The 18,313-nt window shown below is 35.5% G+C and carries 16 protein-coding genes; 10 read left to right on the top strand and 6 right to left on the bottom strand.

The genetic code is table 11. From position 1 onward, the window contains the following. The 5 genes from HMPREF0023_RS14820 to HMPREF0023_RS14800 all read right to left on the bottom strand — a co-directional run. Nucleotides 1-214, bottom strand: a 214-nt coding sequence (locus HMPREF0023_RS14820; protein WP_008942478.1) for an FKBP-type peptidyl-prolyl cis-trans isomerase N-terminal domain-containing protein, incomplete at its 3' end; no start/stop codon positions are given. 59 nt (nucleotides 215-273) lie between these two features. After that, nucleotides 274-981 carry an FKBP-type peptidyl-prolyl cis-trans isomerase gene (locus HMPREF0023_RS14815; RefSeq protein ID WP_008942477.1) on the bottom strand — a complete coding sequence of 236 codons (708 nt, stop codon included), beginning with the start codon at nucleotides 979-981 and terminating at the stop codon, nucleotides 274-276. A gap of 196 nt (nucleotides 982-1,177) precedes the next feature. Continuing rightward, a complete protein-coding gene (locus HMPREF0023_RS14810) occupies nucleotides 1,178-3,364 on the bottom strand; it encodes a polysaccharide biosynthesis tyrosine autokinase (protein WP_017396650.1) in 2,187 nt (728 codons plus the stop codon). A 17-nt stretch (nucleotides 3,365-3,381) separates the two neighbouring features. Next, nucleotides 3,382-3,810, bottom strand: a complete 429-nt coding sequence (locus tag HMPREF0023_RS14805; protein WP_004637394.1) for a low molecular weight protein-tyrosine-phosphatase — start codon at nucleotides 3,808-3,810, stop codon at nucleotides 3,382-3,384. Continuing rightward, nucleotides 3,810-4,910 (bottom strand): polysaccharide biosynthesis/export family protein, encoded by a 1,101-nt coding sequence (locus HMPREF0023_RS14800; RefSeq protein WP_008942475.1) that lies wholly within the window; start codon nucleotides 4,908-4,910, stop codon nucleotides 3,810-3,812. The genes HMPREF0023_RS14805 and HMPREF0023_RS14800 overlap by 1 nt, the downstream gene beginning before the upstream one ends. A gap of 589 nt (nucleotides 4,911-5,499) precedes the next feature. Between HMPREF0023_RS14800 and wecB the strand changes: the two genes are divergently transcribed. From wecB to HMPREF0023_RS14780, 4 genes are all read left to right on the top strand, one after another. After that, a complete protein-coding gene (gene wecB / locus HMPREF0023_RS14795) occupies nucleotides 5,500-6,630 on the top strand; it encodes a non-hydrolyzing UDP-N-acetylglucosamine 2-epimerase (protein WP_017396651.1) in 1,131 nt (376 codons plus the stop codon). A 33-nt stretch (nucleotides 6,631-6,663) separates the two neighbouring features. Continuing rightward, nucleotides 6,664-7,911, top strand: a complete 1,248-nt coding sequence (gene wecC / locus HMPREF0023_RS14790) for a UDP-N-acetyl-D-mannosamine dehydrogenase (RefSeq protein WP_008942473.1) — start codon at nucleotides 6,664-6,666, stop codon at nucleotides 7,909-7,911. A 69-nt stretch (nucleotides 7,912-7,980) separates the two neighbouring features. Continuing rightward, nucleotides 7,981-9,150, top strand: coding sequence for an O-antigen ligase family protein (locus HMPREF0023_RS14785; protein ID WP_008942472.1), 1,170 nt, complete (start codon nucleotides 7,981-7,983; stop codon nucleotides 9,148-9,150). Then, on the top strand, nucleotides 9,147-10,016 hold the full coding sequence (locus HMPREF0023_RS14780) for a glycosyl transferase (protein WP_008942471.1): 870 nt from the start codon (nucleotides 9,147-9,149) through the stop codon (nucleotides 10,014-10,016). The genes HMPREF0023_RS14785 and HMPREF0023_RS14780 overlap by 4 nt, the downstream gene beginning before the upstream one ends. 6 nt (nucleotides 10,017-10,022) lie before the next feature. Here the strand turns inward: HMPREF0023_RS14780 and HMPREF0023_RS14775 are convergent, their stop codons facing one another. Continuing rightward, nucleotides 10,023-11,429 carry an oligosaccharide flippase family protein gene (locus HMPREF0023_RS14775; RefSeq protein ID WP_008942470.1) on the bottom strand — a complete coding sequence of 469 codons (1,407 nt, stop codon included), beginning with the start codon at nucleotides 11,427-11,429 and terminating at the stop codon, nucleotides 10,023-10,025. 440 nt (nucleotides 11,430-11,869) lie between these two features. Here HMPREF0023_RS14775 and HMPREF0023_RS14770 point away from each other — a divergent pair, with 440 nt between their 5' ends. The 6 genes from HMPREF0023_RS14770 to HMPREF0023_RS14745 are packed head-to-tail and all read left to right on the top strand — an operon-like array spanning nucleotide 11,870 to nucleotide 18,230. Continuing rightward, on the top strand, nucleotides 11,870-12,922 hold the full coding sequence (locus HMPREF0023_RS14770) for a glycosyltransferase (protein ID WP_008942469.1): 1,053 nt from the start codon (nucleotides 11,870-11,872) through the stop codon (nucleotides 12,920-12,922). A gap of 1 nt (nucleotide 12,923) precedes the next feature. Next, entirely contained in the window at nucleotides 12,924-14,561 is a 1,638-nt protein-coding gene (locus HMPREF0023_RS14765; RefSeq protein ID WP_008942468.1) for a heparinase II/III family protein, read from the top strand. Beyond that, entirely contained in the window at nucleotides 14,558-15,730 is a 1,173-nt protein-coding gene (locus HMPREF0023_RS14760; RefSeq protein ID WP_008942467.1) for a glycosyltransferase family 4 protein, read from the top strand. The genes HMPREF0023_RS14765 and HMPREF0023_RS14760 overlap by 4 nt, the downstream gene beginning before the upstream one ends. Before the next feature lie 17 nt (nucleotides 15,731-15,747). Beyond that, nucleotides 15,748-16,704, top strand: coding sequence for an SDR family NAD(P)-dependent oxidoreductase (locus tag HMPREF0023_RS14755; RefSeq protein WP_008942466.1), 957 nt, complete (start codon nucleotides 15,748-15,750; stop codon nucleotides 16,702-16,704). A 1-nt stretch (nucleotide 16,705) separates the two neighbouring features. Then, nucleotides 16,706-17,710, top strand: coding sequence for an MraY family glycosyltransferase (locus HMPREF0023_RS14750; RefSeq protein ID WP_008942465.1), 1,005 nt, complete (start codon nucleotides 16,706-16,708; stop codon nucleotides 17,708-17,710). Next, nucleotides 17,703-18,230, top strand: coding sequence for an acetyltransferase (locus tag HMPREF0023_RS14745; RefSeq protein WP_008942464.1), 528 nt, complete (start codon nucleotides 17,703-17,705; stop codon nucleotides 18,228-18,230). Before HMPREF0023_RS14750 ends, HMPREF0023_RS14745 begins: the two co-directional genes overlap by 8 nt. Nucleotides 18,231-18,313: the final 83 nt, after the last annotated feature.

The following is an 18,313-nucleotide window of genomic DNA, read 5'->3' as shown; positions in this document are numbered from 1 at the left end:
CACTTAAAGATGCTGGCTTGCCTTGAGTTGCTTCTTTTAAGCCTTGTATAAAAGCATCAATATTCAAATCTTTGAGGGTATTGGCATTGCCTTTACCCATTAAATAACCGTAGCTATAGCCCAACTGTTCTTGTTGTGGGCTTTTCAAAGTGATTGGTGCCGCATAAGCGCTACCCATCAGCATACTCATTAAAATTAAACTTAATTTTTTCATTATTTCGTCCAGAATGCATTTGCAAAAATAAGGGAGAGCACATGCTCTCCCTATATTTATTATTTAACTGCGATGAGTTCAACATCAAAAATCAAAGTACTATTCGGCGGAATAGAGCCTGGAACACCTTGAGCACCATAACCTAAGTTTGCAGGAATATAGAAGGTTGCCTTACCACCTTCTTTCATCAATTGTAAACCTTCAGTCCAGCCAGGAATCACTTGATTGAGTGGAAACTCGATTGGCTCACCACGATCATAAGAACTGTCAAATACTTGACCATCAGTCAACTGACCTTTGTAATGTACTTTCACCACTGAAGTCTCGGTTGGTTTTTTACCTGTGCCTTCTTTCGTGACTTTATATTGCAAGCCCGAATCTGTGGTTTTAACGCCTTCTTTTTTGGCATTTTCTGTTAAGAATGTATTGCTGGTTGCTTCGGCTTTTTGAGACTCTTCGATTTGCTTTTGTTGCATATCTTGTTGGAATTCTACGTAAGCGGCTTGTAGTTCTTCCTCAGTATAAGCAGCAGGTTTATCTGCATGTCCATCACGAAAACCTGTGATAAATGCGCTTGTTTCTAACTCTGGTGGAGTCTGTTTCGCAACTTCATAACCTAAGGCGTAGCTAATTTTAGCAACTGGGGCTGCATTTTTATCAGCTTTACTACCAAGCTCAGTCGCAGGATGTTGAGTGGCATAATAAATTGGAACAAGGGCTGCACCGCCTAAAACGGCTGCGACAATAACAGGTAACGCTTTACTCATGAGATGTCCAAAATTGAGATTTTGATAAAAAATATGGCATTGATCTTAGCATGTCTCTGCTTTCGCATTGAATAACTGATCAGAAAAATGCGTGTATTTTTTATAGGCTTTATGTTTTCTAAAAGATGTTAGTATCTGGTTTCGCAATAAAGCCAGATCATTGATCTGGCTTTATCATCATGTAAACAAAGAGGGTTTAGTCGTCTTTGTTATTTGCTTTGTAGGCATAGGCATAGTTATAACCATAGCCATAACCACCGCTTGCACGTTGAATATCATTCAAAATGAATCCATTTACTTTGACGCCAGCTTGATCAAAACGATTCAAACTGAGCTCAAGTTCTTTCATTTGTGATTTGGCATAACGAGCAACCAATAAAGTAACGCCGACGTATTGAGAAATGATAATACCATCCGTTACTGCCAAAATTGGTGGCGTATCTATGATGATATGGTCGTATTGAGGGCTGAGGGTTTCAAGCAATGTTTTAAATTGCTCAGAGCTTAGAATTTCAGATGGATTGGCTGGGTTTTTGCCACGAGTCATGATACTTAAGCCCGACACTTCGGTTTCCTGAATCACTTGGCTCAGTTCAGCTTGACCAGTCAGTAATTCAGCAAGTCCTGGTTTCACGTCTTTGTTAAAGTATTTATGCAAATAACCGCGACGAAGATCCGCATCAATCAGTAAGATCTTTTTATTACTTTGAGAAAAGATCGTTGCAAGATTGGTTGAGATGAATGACTTACCGACCTCAGGTGCAGGACCTGCGATCATCACAATATTGTTTTTGGCATTGCTCAGTGCAAAGTGAATGGCGGTACGAATACTCCGTAAACTTTCGACAGCAATATCATCACTATTTTTAACAGCAAGAATAGGAATGCTCTTTTTCTTTTTCAAAATACTCATACGAGTTTCTTGAACTGGGGAGCGTGGTACTGTTGCATAGACAGGTAGATCAAGCTCTCGTTCAATCTGAGATGAATCTTTAATCCCGGTACGTAACATATTGCGTAATAAAGCAATCAAAGTCCCAATGAAACCACCAAGGAAAATAGCAAGTATTAGAATTTGCAACTTTTTAGGTTTAATTGGTTCTACTGGTTCTACAGCCGTATCCACAATACGTACATTACCAATCTCGCCAGCTTTGGCAATACGAAGTTGTTGGTAAGAGTTTAACAACGCTGTGTACAATTGCGTGTTGACTTCAACTTCACGATAAAGCTGTAAATATTGTCTTTGTAGATCAGGTAATTGTTTTAATGTGCTGTTCAGATCGGCAATTTGCTTTTTTATCGCAGTGATTTGGGCATTAATTTCACGCATTGCTGGGTGTTCTGCCGTATATTTGGCTGCAATATCTGCTTGTTTTTGTTCTAGTTCAATCTTTTTAGTTTCTAATGTGATGCTCTGTGTGAGATATAGTTCAGACTCTTTGGTAACGTCCACAGTATTGTACTGTTGGCGGAACTTATTGAACTCGCGCTCAGCTTTATCGAGTTGTTGTTTTAACTCTGGCAATTGCTCATCCAAAAACTTGAGTGTTTGAGCTGTTTCTGCCGATTTACGTGCAACATTTTGTGCGCTATAAGCGGATAAGATTGCATTGAGCACTTTGGTGATGTGTTGTTTATCTTCACCTTGATAGCTCAGTCCTAAAATTCCAGTTAATTTACCTTTTTCTGCAACGGAGTACCTAGCACTAATTGATTTTACTGCAGATGGTAAGGAAAATTTACTAATCAGATAATCCGTATTAAGCTGATCCTTTGAGAAAACATTCAGCTTCCAGGTTCCGTAGCGATTGGATAGTTGATTTTCCTGGTTCATAGGTGCAGATAACAGCACTTCATCAGTTTTTGTATCAATTAATTCAAACTGATTCCCTTTAAATTGTAAACGAAGAGTTTTATCTAAAAATTCATTGGGTACTTCAAATTTGCGAATTTCAAATACTTTTTGACCATCTTGGAATGTGACGCCTTTAGGGCTGTATTCAGTTGTATAATTTTGTTTTCCTAGCAATCGCTGTACAAAAGTATCATCTGGATTTGAAATATTGATATCTAGATTTAATGCTTGTATCACTGAACCAAGGACTAAGCGCGATTTTAAAATTTCGATTTCAGATTGGGCAGGGGATTTTTGGTCAATAACCTGAGAAAGATCACCCAGAAGTGCAGCTGAAGCACCTTTACTACTTTCAACTTGTACTAGCGCATCGACGGAATATGTATTTGGCGTAGTACGTAGATATAACAATGCACATACAAGACTGAGCATGACGCATAATGCGATCAGTTTCCATTGTGCCAGTAGCGCAAAGAAAAGTTCCTTTAAGTCAATCGTATCTTCAGTATTGGTATTTTGGCTCATAATCTTAAATCTAAAAGTTAAATATATTTTTTCCAATCAGCCACACACTGCTGAATCAGTTGGCATGTACTATCAAAAAAAGCTTGATCATGTTGATAGGGATCGGACACATTCTTATTTTGCCAATGTCCTAGGCGAAAGACTTTGCCTTTAGCAAATGGCCATGTTTGTTCAATATGTTTTTGTTGATTTTGACTCATCACCAAAACCAAATCTGCATTTTTAAGATGTTCGGCTTTTAGCTTTTTTGCAATATGTGCACTCATGTCGATATCAAGTGCTTGCATGCAATGCAGCGCTTTTTCATCTGCTGGATGACCTGTTAAGCCTGAGATACCAGCAGATTCAATATGAAGTTGGGGGTAGGCTTGCTTTAAGAAATATTCTGCCATTGGGCTGCGACAGATATTTCCCACACAAATCACCAAGATATTTTTAATCTGCATCAGTTCCCCAAACGATCAATATTATATAAAGCACTTGAGAAAGGAATAATTTGGTTGACCACACGCTGCCAACGCGTTAAACCAGTTGCATCCACATAGACAATATCGTTACTGCGCAATTTAAATTGATTGGCAAGACCAAAATCACCCAAGCTCATCAAATTCATATGATACAGTGCCGTGCTGCGGTCATTTGGATTGGTTCTGAGTACGTAAATACGACTAGCACTGCCTGATAGCGGGTTGATTCCTAAGCTTTCACCTAAAGCATCACTTAAGGTCATGCCTTGATCACGCATAGGTAACGCCTGATTCTTACCAGATTCACCCATCACATAAATTTTTTGATTCTCTCTGGTACTAACATAAATCGTATCATTCGGTTGTACTAAAAGTTTATGTAGTGAGTAGCCTGACTTTTCAAGCTCAATTGTGTTCAGATCGTAAGTTTGACCATTACGAATCAACTGAATATAAGTATTTGCGCCTTTGTCATTAATGCCGCCGGCCATACCAAGAGCAGTATAAATACTAGTTGGCTGGTCATTTAAATAGAATTGACCACCACGAAGCACACTGCCTTGTACTGAATAACGTTGGCCCTGATAAGATAAAACACGAACGATAACATCTGGGTTTTTTAAATAACGTGCAAACTGACCTCGTAGCTCAGCATTCAGTTGCGCTAAGCTTTTTCCAGTCGCTTTATAACGTCCTACTAAAGGGAGTTGAATGTAACCATTCGCATCAATTGGATAACCGAAGGCCTGAACGGCTTGTTCGTTGTTTACTGTAGTAATTGGTGGGGTGATTTCAGGATATGCCCACAGTTGAATGGAAAGTACATCTCCAGCACTTAAACGATAACCTACTTGTTGTTTTTGGAACAAAGCATTGTATTGATATTGGTAATTCACTTGTGCAGGTTGCACAGCAGTTAGGTTTTCCTGATCTATCTTAATGACATTGACTGTTGTCCCCAGATCGGTGGTATACACTCCTTCAGCTGGGATGTCATAGGTTTGCAAGCCTGGAGTAACAGCACAACTAGTTGCAGCGATACTCACCGCGAGAATAGAAAAAAGCTGATAATACTTCACACACGACCCTTGATTATTTATATCTAATTAATATCAGTAGCCCAAAAACTCACAGTCTTGAGGCCCAGAATTTGTCCAATTCTAGCTGAAAAAACTTAAAAAAGCATTGCGAAATCTATCGGCTTTGTATGTTTAGTATTTCTAAAAAGAAATCCACATAAGTGAGCTTTCGACTAAAATGTGAACCAGTACACAGCTTATTAACACATTCATACAATTGAAATGTGGCTGTTATAAATATTCTGATATAGTACCTCCGATTTAGACTTTAGCAAAAGAAAGCAGAAATGACATCTGTTGGAAATGCTTTAGATAGACTAAAAAATGTCGATCAGAAATATGCTGAGATACAGCTTTCTTAAGTGTTTAAATGAGATTTCGTGATTTGATTAATAATAGAAATCATCGATCAATTTTACGTATTAAGCTAAGCAAAGAACATTAGCATGGCAAATATCTAACTGTTGATAAAGGCTATTACTTTTAATTGCTTGTAACAGGTTTGATATCACTGGGTTGGTGAAATCAGGAACTTTATGATTTAAAATAATTTTGGGTCATATGAATCATTAATAAAAGGGTGAATTGGGTGAAAAGAGTTTTATTAGTATTTGGTACTCGACCAGAAGCAATAAAAATGGCCCCGTTGGCGTTAAAATTACAAGAGTTTAGCCAAGACTTTGAGACCAGGGTCTGTGTAACTGGTCAACATCGACAAATGTTAGATCAAGTTCTAGAACTATTTAATTTAAAACCCGATTTTGATCTTAACTTGATGAAACCCGGTCAAACTTTATCTGATGTCACCTCTGGTGTTTTGAAAGGACTAGAGCAGGTCTTTACGGAATGGGCACCAGATCTAATCTTGGTGCATGGGGATACTGCCACAACTTTTGCTGCATCATTGGCTGCTTATTATCATAAGATTAAAATAGGGCATGTAGAGGCAGGGTTACGCACAGGCGATTTGTACTCTCCTTGGCCTGAAGAGGCAAATCGTCAACTGACGGGAGTGCTAACAAACTATCATTTTGCACCTACTCAATCTTCTTACCAAAATCTGATGAAAGAGAATGTTGATCCAGCAACGGTAGTCATCACAGGGAATACTGTCATTGATGCCTTGTTGCAAGTAAAAACCAAGGTGGAGCAAGATCAACAACTTATCCAGAAGTTTGTGCAAGAATTTAGCTTTTTAGATAAAGATAAAAAACTGATCTTAGTCACTGGTCATCGCCGTGAAAACTTTGGACAAGGCTTCCTCAATATTTGTACAGCTTTGGCAAATCTTGCAAAGAAATATCCTGATATTCAGATTGTTTACCCAGTCCATTTAAACCCAAATGTACAACAACCTGTTAATGAATTATTGGCGAATATTGATAATGTTTCTCTGATCGCTCCACAGGATTATCTGCCTTTTGTGTATTTGATGAATCGTAGTTATCTCATTTTGACAGACTCAGGAGGAATACAAGAAGAAGCGCCTTCTTTAGGTAAACCTGTTCTAGTTATGCGTGACACCACTGAGCGCCCTGAAGCTGTTGATGCAGGAACAGTACGTTTGGTCGGTACGGATATCAGTAATATCGAAACGGCAGTCAGCGAGTTGTTAGAAAATCCAGAGATATATGCCACTATGGCAGAAGCACATAATCCTTATGGAAATGGAACAGCCTGCCAACAGATCATCGATTTCTTGAAAAGAAATTTCGTTTAAGTTTTTAACCATTTAATTTTAAAAGTATTGAATATGAACAACTCATTTAAACATATTTGTGTAATTGGACTCGGTTATATCGGTTTACCGACTGCGGCAACGTTTGCTGCTCACGGCGTAAAAGTGACAGGTGTGGATGTCAATCAACATGCTGTTGATATGATTAACCAAGGTAAAGTACATATTGTTGAGCCTGATTTAGATGCTTTAGTGCGTGATGTTGTGGCACAAGATAAGTTATCAGCTCAGACTATGCCAACAGAAGCAGATGCATATATCGTTGCTGTTCCAACACCATTTAAAGGCGATTATCAACCTGATTTAAAATATATTGAAGCTGCATCAAAAGCTCTGGCGCCATTCTTAAAGCCTGGGAATCTTGTTATTTTAGAGTCAACATCACCTGTAGAAGCCACGGAACAGATGTCAGCATGGTTAAGTGAGGCGCGCCCTGATTTAACTTTCCCTCAGACTCATGGTGAGCAAGCAGATATATTGGTAGCTCATTGCCCTGAACGAGTATTACCAGGTAAAGTTTTACAAGAATTGATCAGTAATGACCGTATCATTGGTGGGATGACACCACGTTGCTCAAAAGCTGCATGTGATCTATATAAAACTTTTGTAAAAGGCGACTGTATTGAAACTAATGCTCGTACAGCTGAGATGTGTAAGTTAACGGAGAATTCTTTCCGTGATGTGAATATCGCTTTTGCAAATGAACTTTCGATGATTTGTGATAAGTTAGATATCAATGTTTGGGAGTTGATCTCTTTAGCTAATCGTCATCCGCGCGTAAATATTTTGCAACCAGGACCTGGTGTAGGTGGACACTGTATCGCTGTTGACCCTTGGTTTATTGTTGCGAAAACACCAGAACAAGCGCGTTTGATTCGTACTGCGCGTGAAGTGAATGATGCAAAACCTGAGTGGGTGATTGACCAGGTTAAGATCAAAATTGCTGATTTTTTACAAGCAAATCCATCAAAAACGATTAAAGACGTAACTGTTGCCTGCTATGGCTTGGCATTTAAACCTGATATTGATGACTTGCGCGAAAGTCCTGCTCTAGAGATTACCAAGAAGCTGGCGCAGCAAGGCTTAAATATTTTAGCGATTGAACCAAATATTGATGAGCTACCAGCAAATATGCCTTCAAACGTTCAACTCATCCAATTGGAAGAAAAGGATAAAGCGGATATTCATTTGATTTTGGTAGGGCATAAAGAGTTCAGAAATATTTCGCGAAATAAAGACCTGTTAACTATGTGTCATTTGTAAGTTGTATAAAATATAGAGTAAGAGAGAAGTGTATTAAAATATACTTCTCTGATTTTATGGAAATATTTAATGAAGCCTAATAAATATGATTATTATTTAATTTTTCTATTTTTAATTTTGGCTTTTGGTGCTTATGGTGGGGCATTTCAGCCCATACGATTGTTTGCTATATTGTTTTTTATATATTATTTCCCTTTAATTCTTAGGGAAATTAAACTTTATAAAGTCCAAATCTATTTTTTGTTAGGTATTTCTCTATACGGTGCTGCATCTGTATTTTTTACTTTGGGAAATATCAAAGAAAGCTTTATTAGTTATATATATTTAATTATTAATTTAATGATTTACTCTATAATTTTTACATTTTATAAAAATTCTAATTTCAAATTAAAAAGTATTGTAAATGGTGTTTATATATTTCTCGGTATTGCATTGCTATTTTCTGTCTATGAGATAAGTACAGGAAATCATTTGAGCATGAATATTGATCATGGAGTTGAGTCATTAATTAGTCGAGAATATAGTAGTTTTACATTTGGAAACTATAATACTTATGTTATGGTTTTGGTGATGATGTTGCCATTGTTGATTTTCTCTATACTTAAATATAATTTTATGTATAGAGTTTTAGGCGTATTTTTATTTTCAATTATGGCTTATGTTATTTTAATTAATGGCTCTAGAACTGGAGCTTTTTTAATTTTGTTAAGTTTTTTATTCTTGATTCTTCATAAAGGAAAATCTTTAGTGTTGAACTCAATAGTAAAGATAACAGTTATTTGTGGTGGTCTGTATTTGCTTTTTAATAATTTATATATTCTCGATACACTTGTTCTGCGTTATGAAAATTCTGGTTTGGAATCCAGTGATAGGCTTGAAAATTTGTTCTTACCATTGGGTGGGTTGTTAGCTAGCTTGTTATTAGGGTTCGGTATTGGTAATTATAAATATTATATGCTTGAGAATTACCCTAACAAGATGATAATTGCTCCGCATAACTTTTTTGGTGAAATGTTATATGAGTTAGGTCTTTTTGGATTTTTGTTACTTATATTTTTATTAAGTTCTATGACAATAAGGGTTATCTTAGGAAAAGGTGAAAATAAGTTTGTTTTTTTATTTTTATTGGTGGTTTTTCCATTTTTTTGCATAATTAATAGTGGGTATCTAATGGGGGTATATGTTTGGTTATATCTGGCTATTTTGGCTTCAATAAGTTTCTTGGATATAAGAAGATGATGAATTTTTTGTATTTAACTTATAGTAAGAATGTTGGCTTTAATAATATTTTCACTAAAGGGGTTCGTTTTCTTTGTAGTCGTGTTTATAATTTTCTTGCACCTATTTATTATAAAAATATAGGCTCTAAGTTGGTAGGTGGATCAGAGGATATCGTTATTTCACTAACAAGCTTTCCAGATCGTATTGACACTCTTTGGCTGGTAGTTGAAAGTTTATTTGATCAAACAGTTAAGCCCAGTAAAGTTGTTTTAACGTTGTCTCTATTGCAGTTTAACGGAGAAAAGGACTTACCTGAGAGCTTATTAAAACAAACAAAAAGAGGTTTGGAAATTATATGGACTGAAGATGATCTTCGGTCACATAAAAAATATTATTATGCTATGCAGAAATACCCAAGTGCGAAAATTATAACTGTCGATGATGATTTTTATTATTCAAGAAATATGCTTGAAAGCCTGTTAAGCTTTCATCAGAAATTTCCCAGAGCTGTCATTTGTCACTTAGCAGCTAAAAAAAATGGTTGTAATTATAAAGAGTGGACTAATTTACTTTTTAAATTCAATGGCCCATCTACGGATATTATGCAATATGGTGGTAGTGGGGTATTATATCCTCCAAACTCCTTACATAAGGATGCTTTTGATAAAGAGAAAATAAAAGAGTTATGTCCGTTAGCTGATGATATTTGGCTTAATTGTATGACGATACTAAATGGTAGGGAAATTGTAAAGACAGATTATGAATATTATTTAATGCCACTATTTGTTAAAAGTAGTGTCGCTTTAAAAAACATTAATGTGGGTGAGGATATGAATTCAAAACAAATTCAGAGGCTAAATGAGGTTTATAAAATATATCCATAATAAGCCTTATCTATTTTCTATCATATCCACTAGGAATTTTTTATTATTCTTGTAATATAAATAAATATATATTGTTGTGATGAGTATTGAGACTAAATAAAATAGATATCCTATATGTTCTCTATAGATAATAATTAAAATGGATGTTGTAACCATTGCGATACTGGAAAGGTAGACTTGCTTTCTTGGAAAGAGTTGCCAAGCAAATATGGAAAATTCTGTTCTTGCAAATAAGAAGAAAAGAAAGGAAATGCTTGTGCTAATCGCAGCTCCAATGGCTCCGAATTTTGGAATTAAAATATAACAAGCGATGATGTTTATTACAAAGGCAATAAGAGAGGCAAATAATGATAGGTGGGTTTTTTTTGTTATATTAATCCCAATAACAGTTGTTTCTGAAATTGTATATATAAGAGGATAACACAAGCATGCCATCAGAATAAATTTAGCATCTGTATATTGCTTTGGTAGTAAGTAGTCTAGGATCCAAGAAAAACTACAGCATAATAGAAAAATAATCAAAATTATTTGAGCTAAATGTGATCTAACTAGATTTATGTTTTTTACGCCGTCTTCTTTATTTATCCATTTAAATACAGTTGGTGCCCAAATCGTTGAAAAGATACTTTGAATGACTAAGGCTGCACCAGCAAAGCTGATACAAACAGAGTATAGTCCTAGTTGTTCATAGCTTGAATATGTTTTTAGCATAATTTTATCTATGGATGTTAAGCCCCAATAAGCAATGCCACCCAATGCAAGTGGATAGCCATATAGCATTAATGGTTGTAGTGCTTTCTTGTTTATATTTTCATTGATTGATCTTGTCCACGTATTTCTTGTATTCCATGCAAAAAATAAAAATACGGTTAGAATGGATATAAGTTGAGTTAATAGTAAATCATAAAATGTTAGATGATCTTTGAGGAAATAAAACCCTAATATCAGAAATAAAAATGTAACTTTGGGTGCAAGTTGGCTAATTGAGAAAGCAAGTCCTTTTTCTTGCATTCTCAATATTAATGATAGAAATCTTGAAAAAAAGGACAAGGCAATATATATAACTAATAGTAATGCAAGGTTTCCTTGCTGAATGCCAAAAATCCATTCTGATGTTTTTTGTGGAAATGCTAATAATGTAGCACTAATTAATGCTAAAAAAATGAATCCAGGAATGATACAGTGTTTTAATAAGCTATTTCTATTTTCTGAAGTTTCATATTCTCTAATATATGCCTGATCCAGACCTAAAGTAAGAATGAGTACAGCAAATGTGCTTGATACTTGGAGCATCGTAAGGCGACCAATATCTTCTGGCTGAAAAATCCATGCCATGATTGGTATGGAAATAAACCCAAAAAAAGCAATTCCTATAGGTCCTATCGCGAAATATAGAATATTTTTTATATTCAATTCAGTATACTCATAAAAACTGATGTGAGGGTGAATGATCTTGGGCAGCCAAATTTATGATAAGGATTATAGTATTCTTTTGAAAAGAAAACCATGACACTATACAAATAAAGGGCTAGGATTGTTGGGTAGCTTAATTTTTATCTCAATAAGTTGATTGTTGAATTAATTTTCTGATGTTTTGAAGGGATATTTTAAAAATCTTTATATATTTGTTGTAAATGATAATATGGCATCTAGTTGATGTCTTCTAAATAAAATTTTCTGAAAATAAATCCTATGTGTTTCTTTGGTAGGTGATGATGGTTTAGAGCATTAAGTTATATTGAATTATATTCTTTTTTTTGCTATGTAATTTGGTGAGCGTGGTTGCGTTTTGCTGGTGTAAAAGTAGTGATTTGAGTTATAATGCTTGTGATTTTGTGTTTTGAAAATATTTTATGAATATCAAATACATACTAACCACAAGGCGTTTTTTTGGTGAAGGTCCTTGTGGTCGTGTTAGCCATGCAAAAGGTTTTGTAGAAGGGTTGTCTAATAATGAAAAACATGTGACGCTTATCAGTGGGAAAGGGGCTGAACAGTTTATTGAACAGAGCCAATTTATTAAATATAAAGCTTTATCTTACTTTTTTATCTTAAATATTTTTTTTGAGGTTATTAAGTCGATATTTAAAAAAGAAAAGATAGTTATTCGTTGGCGACCTGTATTACCCTTTTTTATTTTTCCTTTTCTATTTTTTTATAAAAATATATATTTTGAAGTTAACTCAATAACTGGATTGAATTCGAATAATAAAATTATTAAAAATTTAGTTAAGATATCTATTTTTTCTATAGCAAAATTGAGTAGGATTATTGTTGTATCAGAAAACTCTAAGGGTGAAATAGAAAAAATATGTGCGCCACGATATGATATATATATTATGCCAAATGGTTTTGACCCAAAGCCATTTCAAAAATTCTCCCCAAATTTAGATTTTAATGAGAAGTCTAACTTAGTCTATTTTGGTAAAAAACAGGATTATTATGACTGGGATATGCTTTTTGATGTTTGTGCTTTAAATAAAGAACTATTTAATAACTTTTATATTTTCGGATTTAGGGATGAAGATGACTCTAAAGTATATTTAGGTACATTTAGTCATGACACACTAATAGAAAGATTATCTTTAATAAAAAATCCTATTTTGATATTACATCCAAGTGATACTCAAATGGCTAAATCAGGAAGTCCGATGAAGCTTTTTGAGTATGCATCTCTTAATCTACCGATGATTGTTGGTAATAGTATTCAAAAACAAGCTGCAAAGTTGAAAGGTATTGTTTTTTATAAATCTGGAGATCCTGAAGATTTGACCAGTAAATTACAAGATGTTTCCATGAGCTATAAAAATTATTATGCTCAATCGCAGCTTTTGAATAAAGCCGTGATGGAAAACTATACATGGACAAAAATTGTGTCTGATTGGCTCAATACTCTGGAAAAGTGACATGGATATTTTAAAGCTCACCAATACTGTTAAGCATTTGAAATTCATTCAAATATATTATCGTCTTTACTATTTTTTTTTAAAGCCAGCAACCCAAAAGAATATATTTGCTACAAAATTGCGTAAGCAAAATAAACTTTGGCAGATGATAGTACCTCGACCTGCTTCTATGCTAGCTTCCACAAAATTTGTGTTTTTGAATCATTTGGGTGAGTTAAACGGCAGTCAAGACTGGAACTCAGATCAACAAGAAAAACTGTGGTTATATAACTTACATTATTTCGATGACCTGAATGCAGAAAATGCATTAACTCGACAGGCTTGGCATTATGATCTGATAAACAAATGGATTGATGAAAACCCATACGCGAATGGTAATGGATGGGAGCCATATCCTACTTCATTGAGAATTGTGAATTGGGTGAAATGGGCGCTAAAAGGTAATGTTTTAACGGATACTCAGCGACAATCTCTTTCTCTTCAAGCTGAGCATCTATATAAGAATATCGAATGGCATATTCTCGCAAATCATTTATTTGCAAATGCAAAAGCATTGATCTTTGTTGGCATTTTTTTTAATACAGGAGATGCTGAAAAGTGGTTGAAGAAAGGTTTAAAAATATATCAAAGAGAAATTAGAGAGCAAGTGTTATTGGATGGGGGGAACTTTGAGCTAACGCCGATGTACCATGCAATCTTTTTGGAGGATTTGCTTGATCTCTATCAATTGGCTGGTCTGTATGGAATTGAAGATAAGATCGACGCCACCTTTTTAGCGATTAAGATCCAAAAGATGCTGAAGTGGTTACAGCATATGTCTCATCCCGATGGAAACATTTCTTTTTTTAATGATGCAGCCTTTTACATTGCTCCAACATTTTTGCAATTACAGACTTATGCCTCTCAATTAGGGATAAATTGCGAGCATGAAAAAGCGGATAGATATTTAGAATATAGTGGCTATGCTGTTATTGAGCGTAATGATCTTAAGCTGATTATAGATGTCGCTAAAGTGGGACCAGACTATCAACCTGGACATGCTCATGCGGATACTTTAAGTTTTGAGCTGAGTTTGAAGGGTAGGCGAATTTTTGTGAATTCAGGAACTTCTCAATATGGCTTGGGAGATGAGCGAAATAGACAACGTAGTACTTCTGCGCATAATACAGTTGAAGTAAATAATTTGAACTCTAGTGAGGTCTGGGCTGGTTTTCGTGTAGCGCGTAGAGCTTATCCAAAATTGGAGAATATCCAATATAACAATTTGGGTCAAGTTATCGCATTGAAGACATCACATGATGGGTATGTTCGACAAGGCGTGAATGTTCTACATCAACGTGATTGGATAATAGAAAGTAATAAGTTAATTGTTACTGATACTCTTATTGGTGCTTATAAAAAGGCTCAGGCTAGATTCTACTTACATCCAGATGTAGAAATTAAAGAAGTACTGGAACACAGTGTGGTTCTAATTCTAGACGGTGAAGAGTTTAGTGTAAGTTTTAGTCCGAACTCTAGCTTAGATATAGAGCATAGTTATTGGCATCCTGAGTTTGGTAAGAAAATATCGAATTATTGTTTGAATATTGGTATTTTCGATGGAAAGTTGGAAACAATAATTAATTGGAGCAGTAAATGAATTTGCTGATTATAAGTTTTTTCTATAAACCTGATTTATCAGCAGGTTCTTTTAGAACAACCGCATTGGTTGAGAGTTTAAAAAGAAACTATCCAGATGCAAAAGTGGATGTTATTACGACTCTACCAAACCGTTATAGTGACTTTGCTGAAGAATGCAAAAAAGTTGAATATGATGGAAATGTTACGATTTATCGAGCTGATGTAAGTACCCGATTCTCTGGCATACTTGGTCAAATTATTAGCTTTTTCTTTTTCTTCTTCTTCACTCTAAAAATAATCATGGGGCGGAACTATACGCATATATATGCAACATCCTCTCGTCTCATGACAGCCTTTCTAGGTGCAGTAATTTCCTTTTTGAAAAATGCCCCACTATATCTAGATATACGAGACATTTTTATCGATACGGTAGAGGATGTTTTCCCAAAAAAAATGACATTCTTGGTTCTGCCGATTCTCTCTATAATTGAGAAGTTTACGATCAATAGAGCTCAAATCGTAAATGTGGTTTCTCGAGGCTTTCTTCCTTATTTTGAAAAGAAGTATAAAAATAAAAATTATCGTTTTTTTACAAATGGAATCGATGCTATCTTTTTAGATCAATACAATAAATATACTTGCCATAAATGTAATGATCCCTTAGTGGTTGTTTATGCTGGTAATTTTGGTGATGGGCAAGGTCTGCATAAGATTATTCCTCAGTTAGCGAAGCGTTTAGAGGGACATGTGTTGTTCCAGCTGATTGGTAATGGTGGAAGAAAGCGAGAGTTAGAGCAGACATTGAATGATTTAAATGTAAACAATGTACAACTTCTTCCACCAGTAAATCGTGCTGAATTACTAAAGTATTATGATCATGCAGATATTCTATTTCTTCATTTGAATGATTTCGATGCTTTTAAAAAGGTAATCCCCTCTAAAATATTTGAATACGCTTGTTACAATAAACCAATTTGGGGCGGCTTGTCTGGATATATCGTCGATTTTATAGATGAAAATATGGAGTCCACACATGTTTTTCATCCATGTGATGTCGATGATGCAATCAATAAATTCAATGAAATTGATTTTGAAGTGCATCCACGCGAGGCATTTATTCATAAATATACACGTCATAACATTATGGATGCTTTAGCAGATGATCTTATTGAATTAAAACATCACTAATATTAAGAAGGCTATTTATGATGTTGTTAAATAAAATATTAGTTACAGGCAGTAATGGTTTCTTAGGCAAGTGCCTTTGTCAGTATTTATCAGAACAAGGTTACTCTGTTATTGCCCATACCCGTCGTCCTCAACAATTTCCACATCCACGCATTGAAAATATTAATTTTGATTTAAGTGATAATTTAGACCAAGTTAACTTTGATCATATTGATGTAATTGTACATTGTGCTGGACGTGCACATATCATGCATGAAACAGCCGAGTCGCCTTTAGAAGCATATCGTCAAATTAATGTGAACGGTACGCTCAATGTTGCCAGTAAAGCTGCTCAAAGTGGTGTAAAGCGCTTTATTTACTTAAGTAGTATTAAAGTGAATGGTGAAGAGGCTACCCAGCAGAAACCTTTTACTGCTGACGATCCAATTCATACAGATGATCCCTATGGTTTGTCTAAATACGAAGCTGAACAAGCTTTATTGAAATTGGCAGAAGAAACGGGATTAGAAGTTGTGATTATTCGGCCTGTGCTGATTTATGGACCAAATGTAAAAGCTAACTTTAAAAGTATGGTTGGATTGGCATCAAAGAAACTTCCTCTACCGATTGGATGCTTAGACAATAAACGTAGTATGGTGAGTGTGTATAACCTAGCTGATCTGATACGTGTATGTCTGACGCATCCAGATGCAACTGGGCAGGTTTTTTTAGCCAGCGATCAAGATGATGTTTCAGTGAAACAGTTGTTTGATCAACTAGCATCATGTCAAGGGAATAAGCTAATGAAAATCCCTGTACCGAAGAGAATAATTTACTTGTTAGCAAGTCTGGTTGGTCGTTCTGCGGTGGCATCTCGATTGTGTTCTGAATTAGTCGTCGATACTTCAAAGAATACACAAGTTCTCGGTTGGAATGCACCATATTCGACAGAGCAAAGCTTGGCTAAAATGTTTAGAGAAATGGAATCGAATTGATATGTTTTTATTGGCTTTCTTTTTACTCGCTTTTGTGCTGACCTATCTCATGCGGATGTATGCAGTCAAAAAAAATATTATCGACAACCCCAACGAGCGAAGTTCGCACAGCGTCCCAACGCCACGAGGGGGAGGTGTTGCTGTTGTTATTAGCTATCTTTTAGGGCTGATGTTGCTTATTTATCTAGGAGATATATCTCAACATGTTGGCTTTACCCTCATTGCTGCTGGGTTTGTCATTGCATTACTAGGCTTTCTGGATGACCATGGGCATATTAATGCTTTGGTACGGTTAGCCGTTCATTTCCTTGTTGCGGTTGCTGCTGTGGTTTCATTGGGTGGTTTTTCTGATGTTGTATTATTTAATGAGAGTATTCAATTAGGATGGTTTGCGAATATTATTGCAGTGCTTTTTCTAGTGTGGTTGCTGAATCTGTATAACTTTATGGATGGCATCAATGGTATTGCTAGTATTGAAGTAATTACAGCGACAGTAAGCATGGGAACGATTTATCTTCTATTGGCATCTGAATTATCAAGTCAGTCACTGTTCTTATTAGCAGCTTGTGCAACGGGATTCTTACTATGGAACTTTCCTAAAGCGCGTATCTTTATGGGAGATGCGTGTAGCGGCTTCTTAGGGTTAATTCTGGGTATTCTTGCATTAATAGCATTGAAACAAGATGTTGCTCTGTTCTGTGCATGGATTATATGTTTAGGTGTATTTATTGTAGATGCTACTTTCACTTTAATTCGTCGTGTGATCAATGGTCATAAGATGTATGATGCACATCGAAGTCATGCATACCAATATGCATCTAGAAAATATAATAGTCATACCATTGTGACATTTGGTGTATTAGTGATTAATGTTTTATGGCTATTGCCAATCGCATATCTAGCATCGAAAAGCGTTTTGATTCCAGAACTCTTAATTTTAATTGCTTATATTCCATTGATTGTTTTAGCCATATATTTTGGTGCAGGTAAAACAGAAAATGCTTAAGCAAGATGTTTTGTTGATCTTAGGGGCTGGTGGTCATGGTAAATCTGTTGCAGAAGCAGCATTGCTATCGGGCCAATGGCGTAGCATTGTATTTGCGGATGATAGTTGGCCTCAAAGAACGGAAGTTGCTGGTTTTCCAATAGTAGCCAATATAGATAAGATTCCAACGCTTATTTCCACGATTACTGCAGCAATTCCTGCTGTGGGCAATAATCAGGTTAGGCAGGCTTGGTTTCAGAAGCTAAAAGATTTGGGTATTCCTATCGCCACAATTATTCATCCATCAGCGATTATTAGTTCTAGAACGATGGTAGGAGAAGGTGTTTGTATTCTCGCAGGCTGCATTGTAGGGATTGATGTTAGAGTAGAAGATGGTGTAATTGTCAATATAACTTCTGCTATTGATCATGATTGTATGATAGGAATGTTTTCTCATCTCAGTGTTGGCGTTAAAATTACAGGAAATAAAGAGGTTGCACCTTTTACTTTTTTAGCAGCAGGTTCAGTCCTTGCACATTAAATATGCAGCTAAAAATTGAAAACTGAATCAAACAAAATTATAGGATATGAGAGAGATATCCTGCTTTTTAAAGTATTGCGTAT

Origin of the sequence: Acinetobacter sp. ATCC 27244 (assembly GCF_000156555.1) — a bacterium.
GTDB lineage: Bacteria > Pseudomonadota > Gammaproteobacteria > Pseudomonadales > Moraxellaceae > Acinetobacter > Acinetobacter haemolyticus.
The sequence above is the reverse complement of the archived record's forward strand: the minus strand, read 5'-3'. Positions and strand labels throughout refer to the sequence as shown.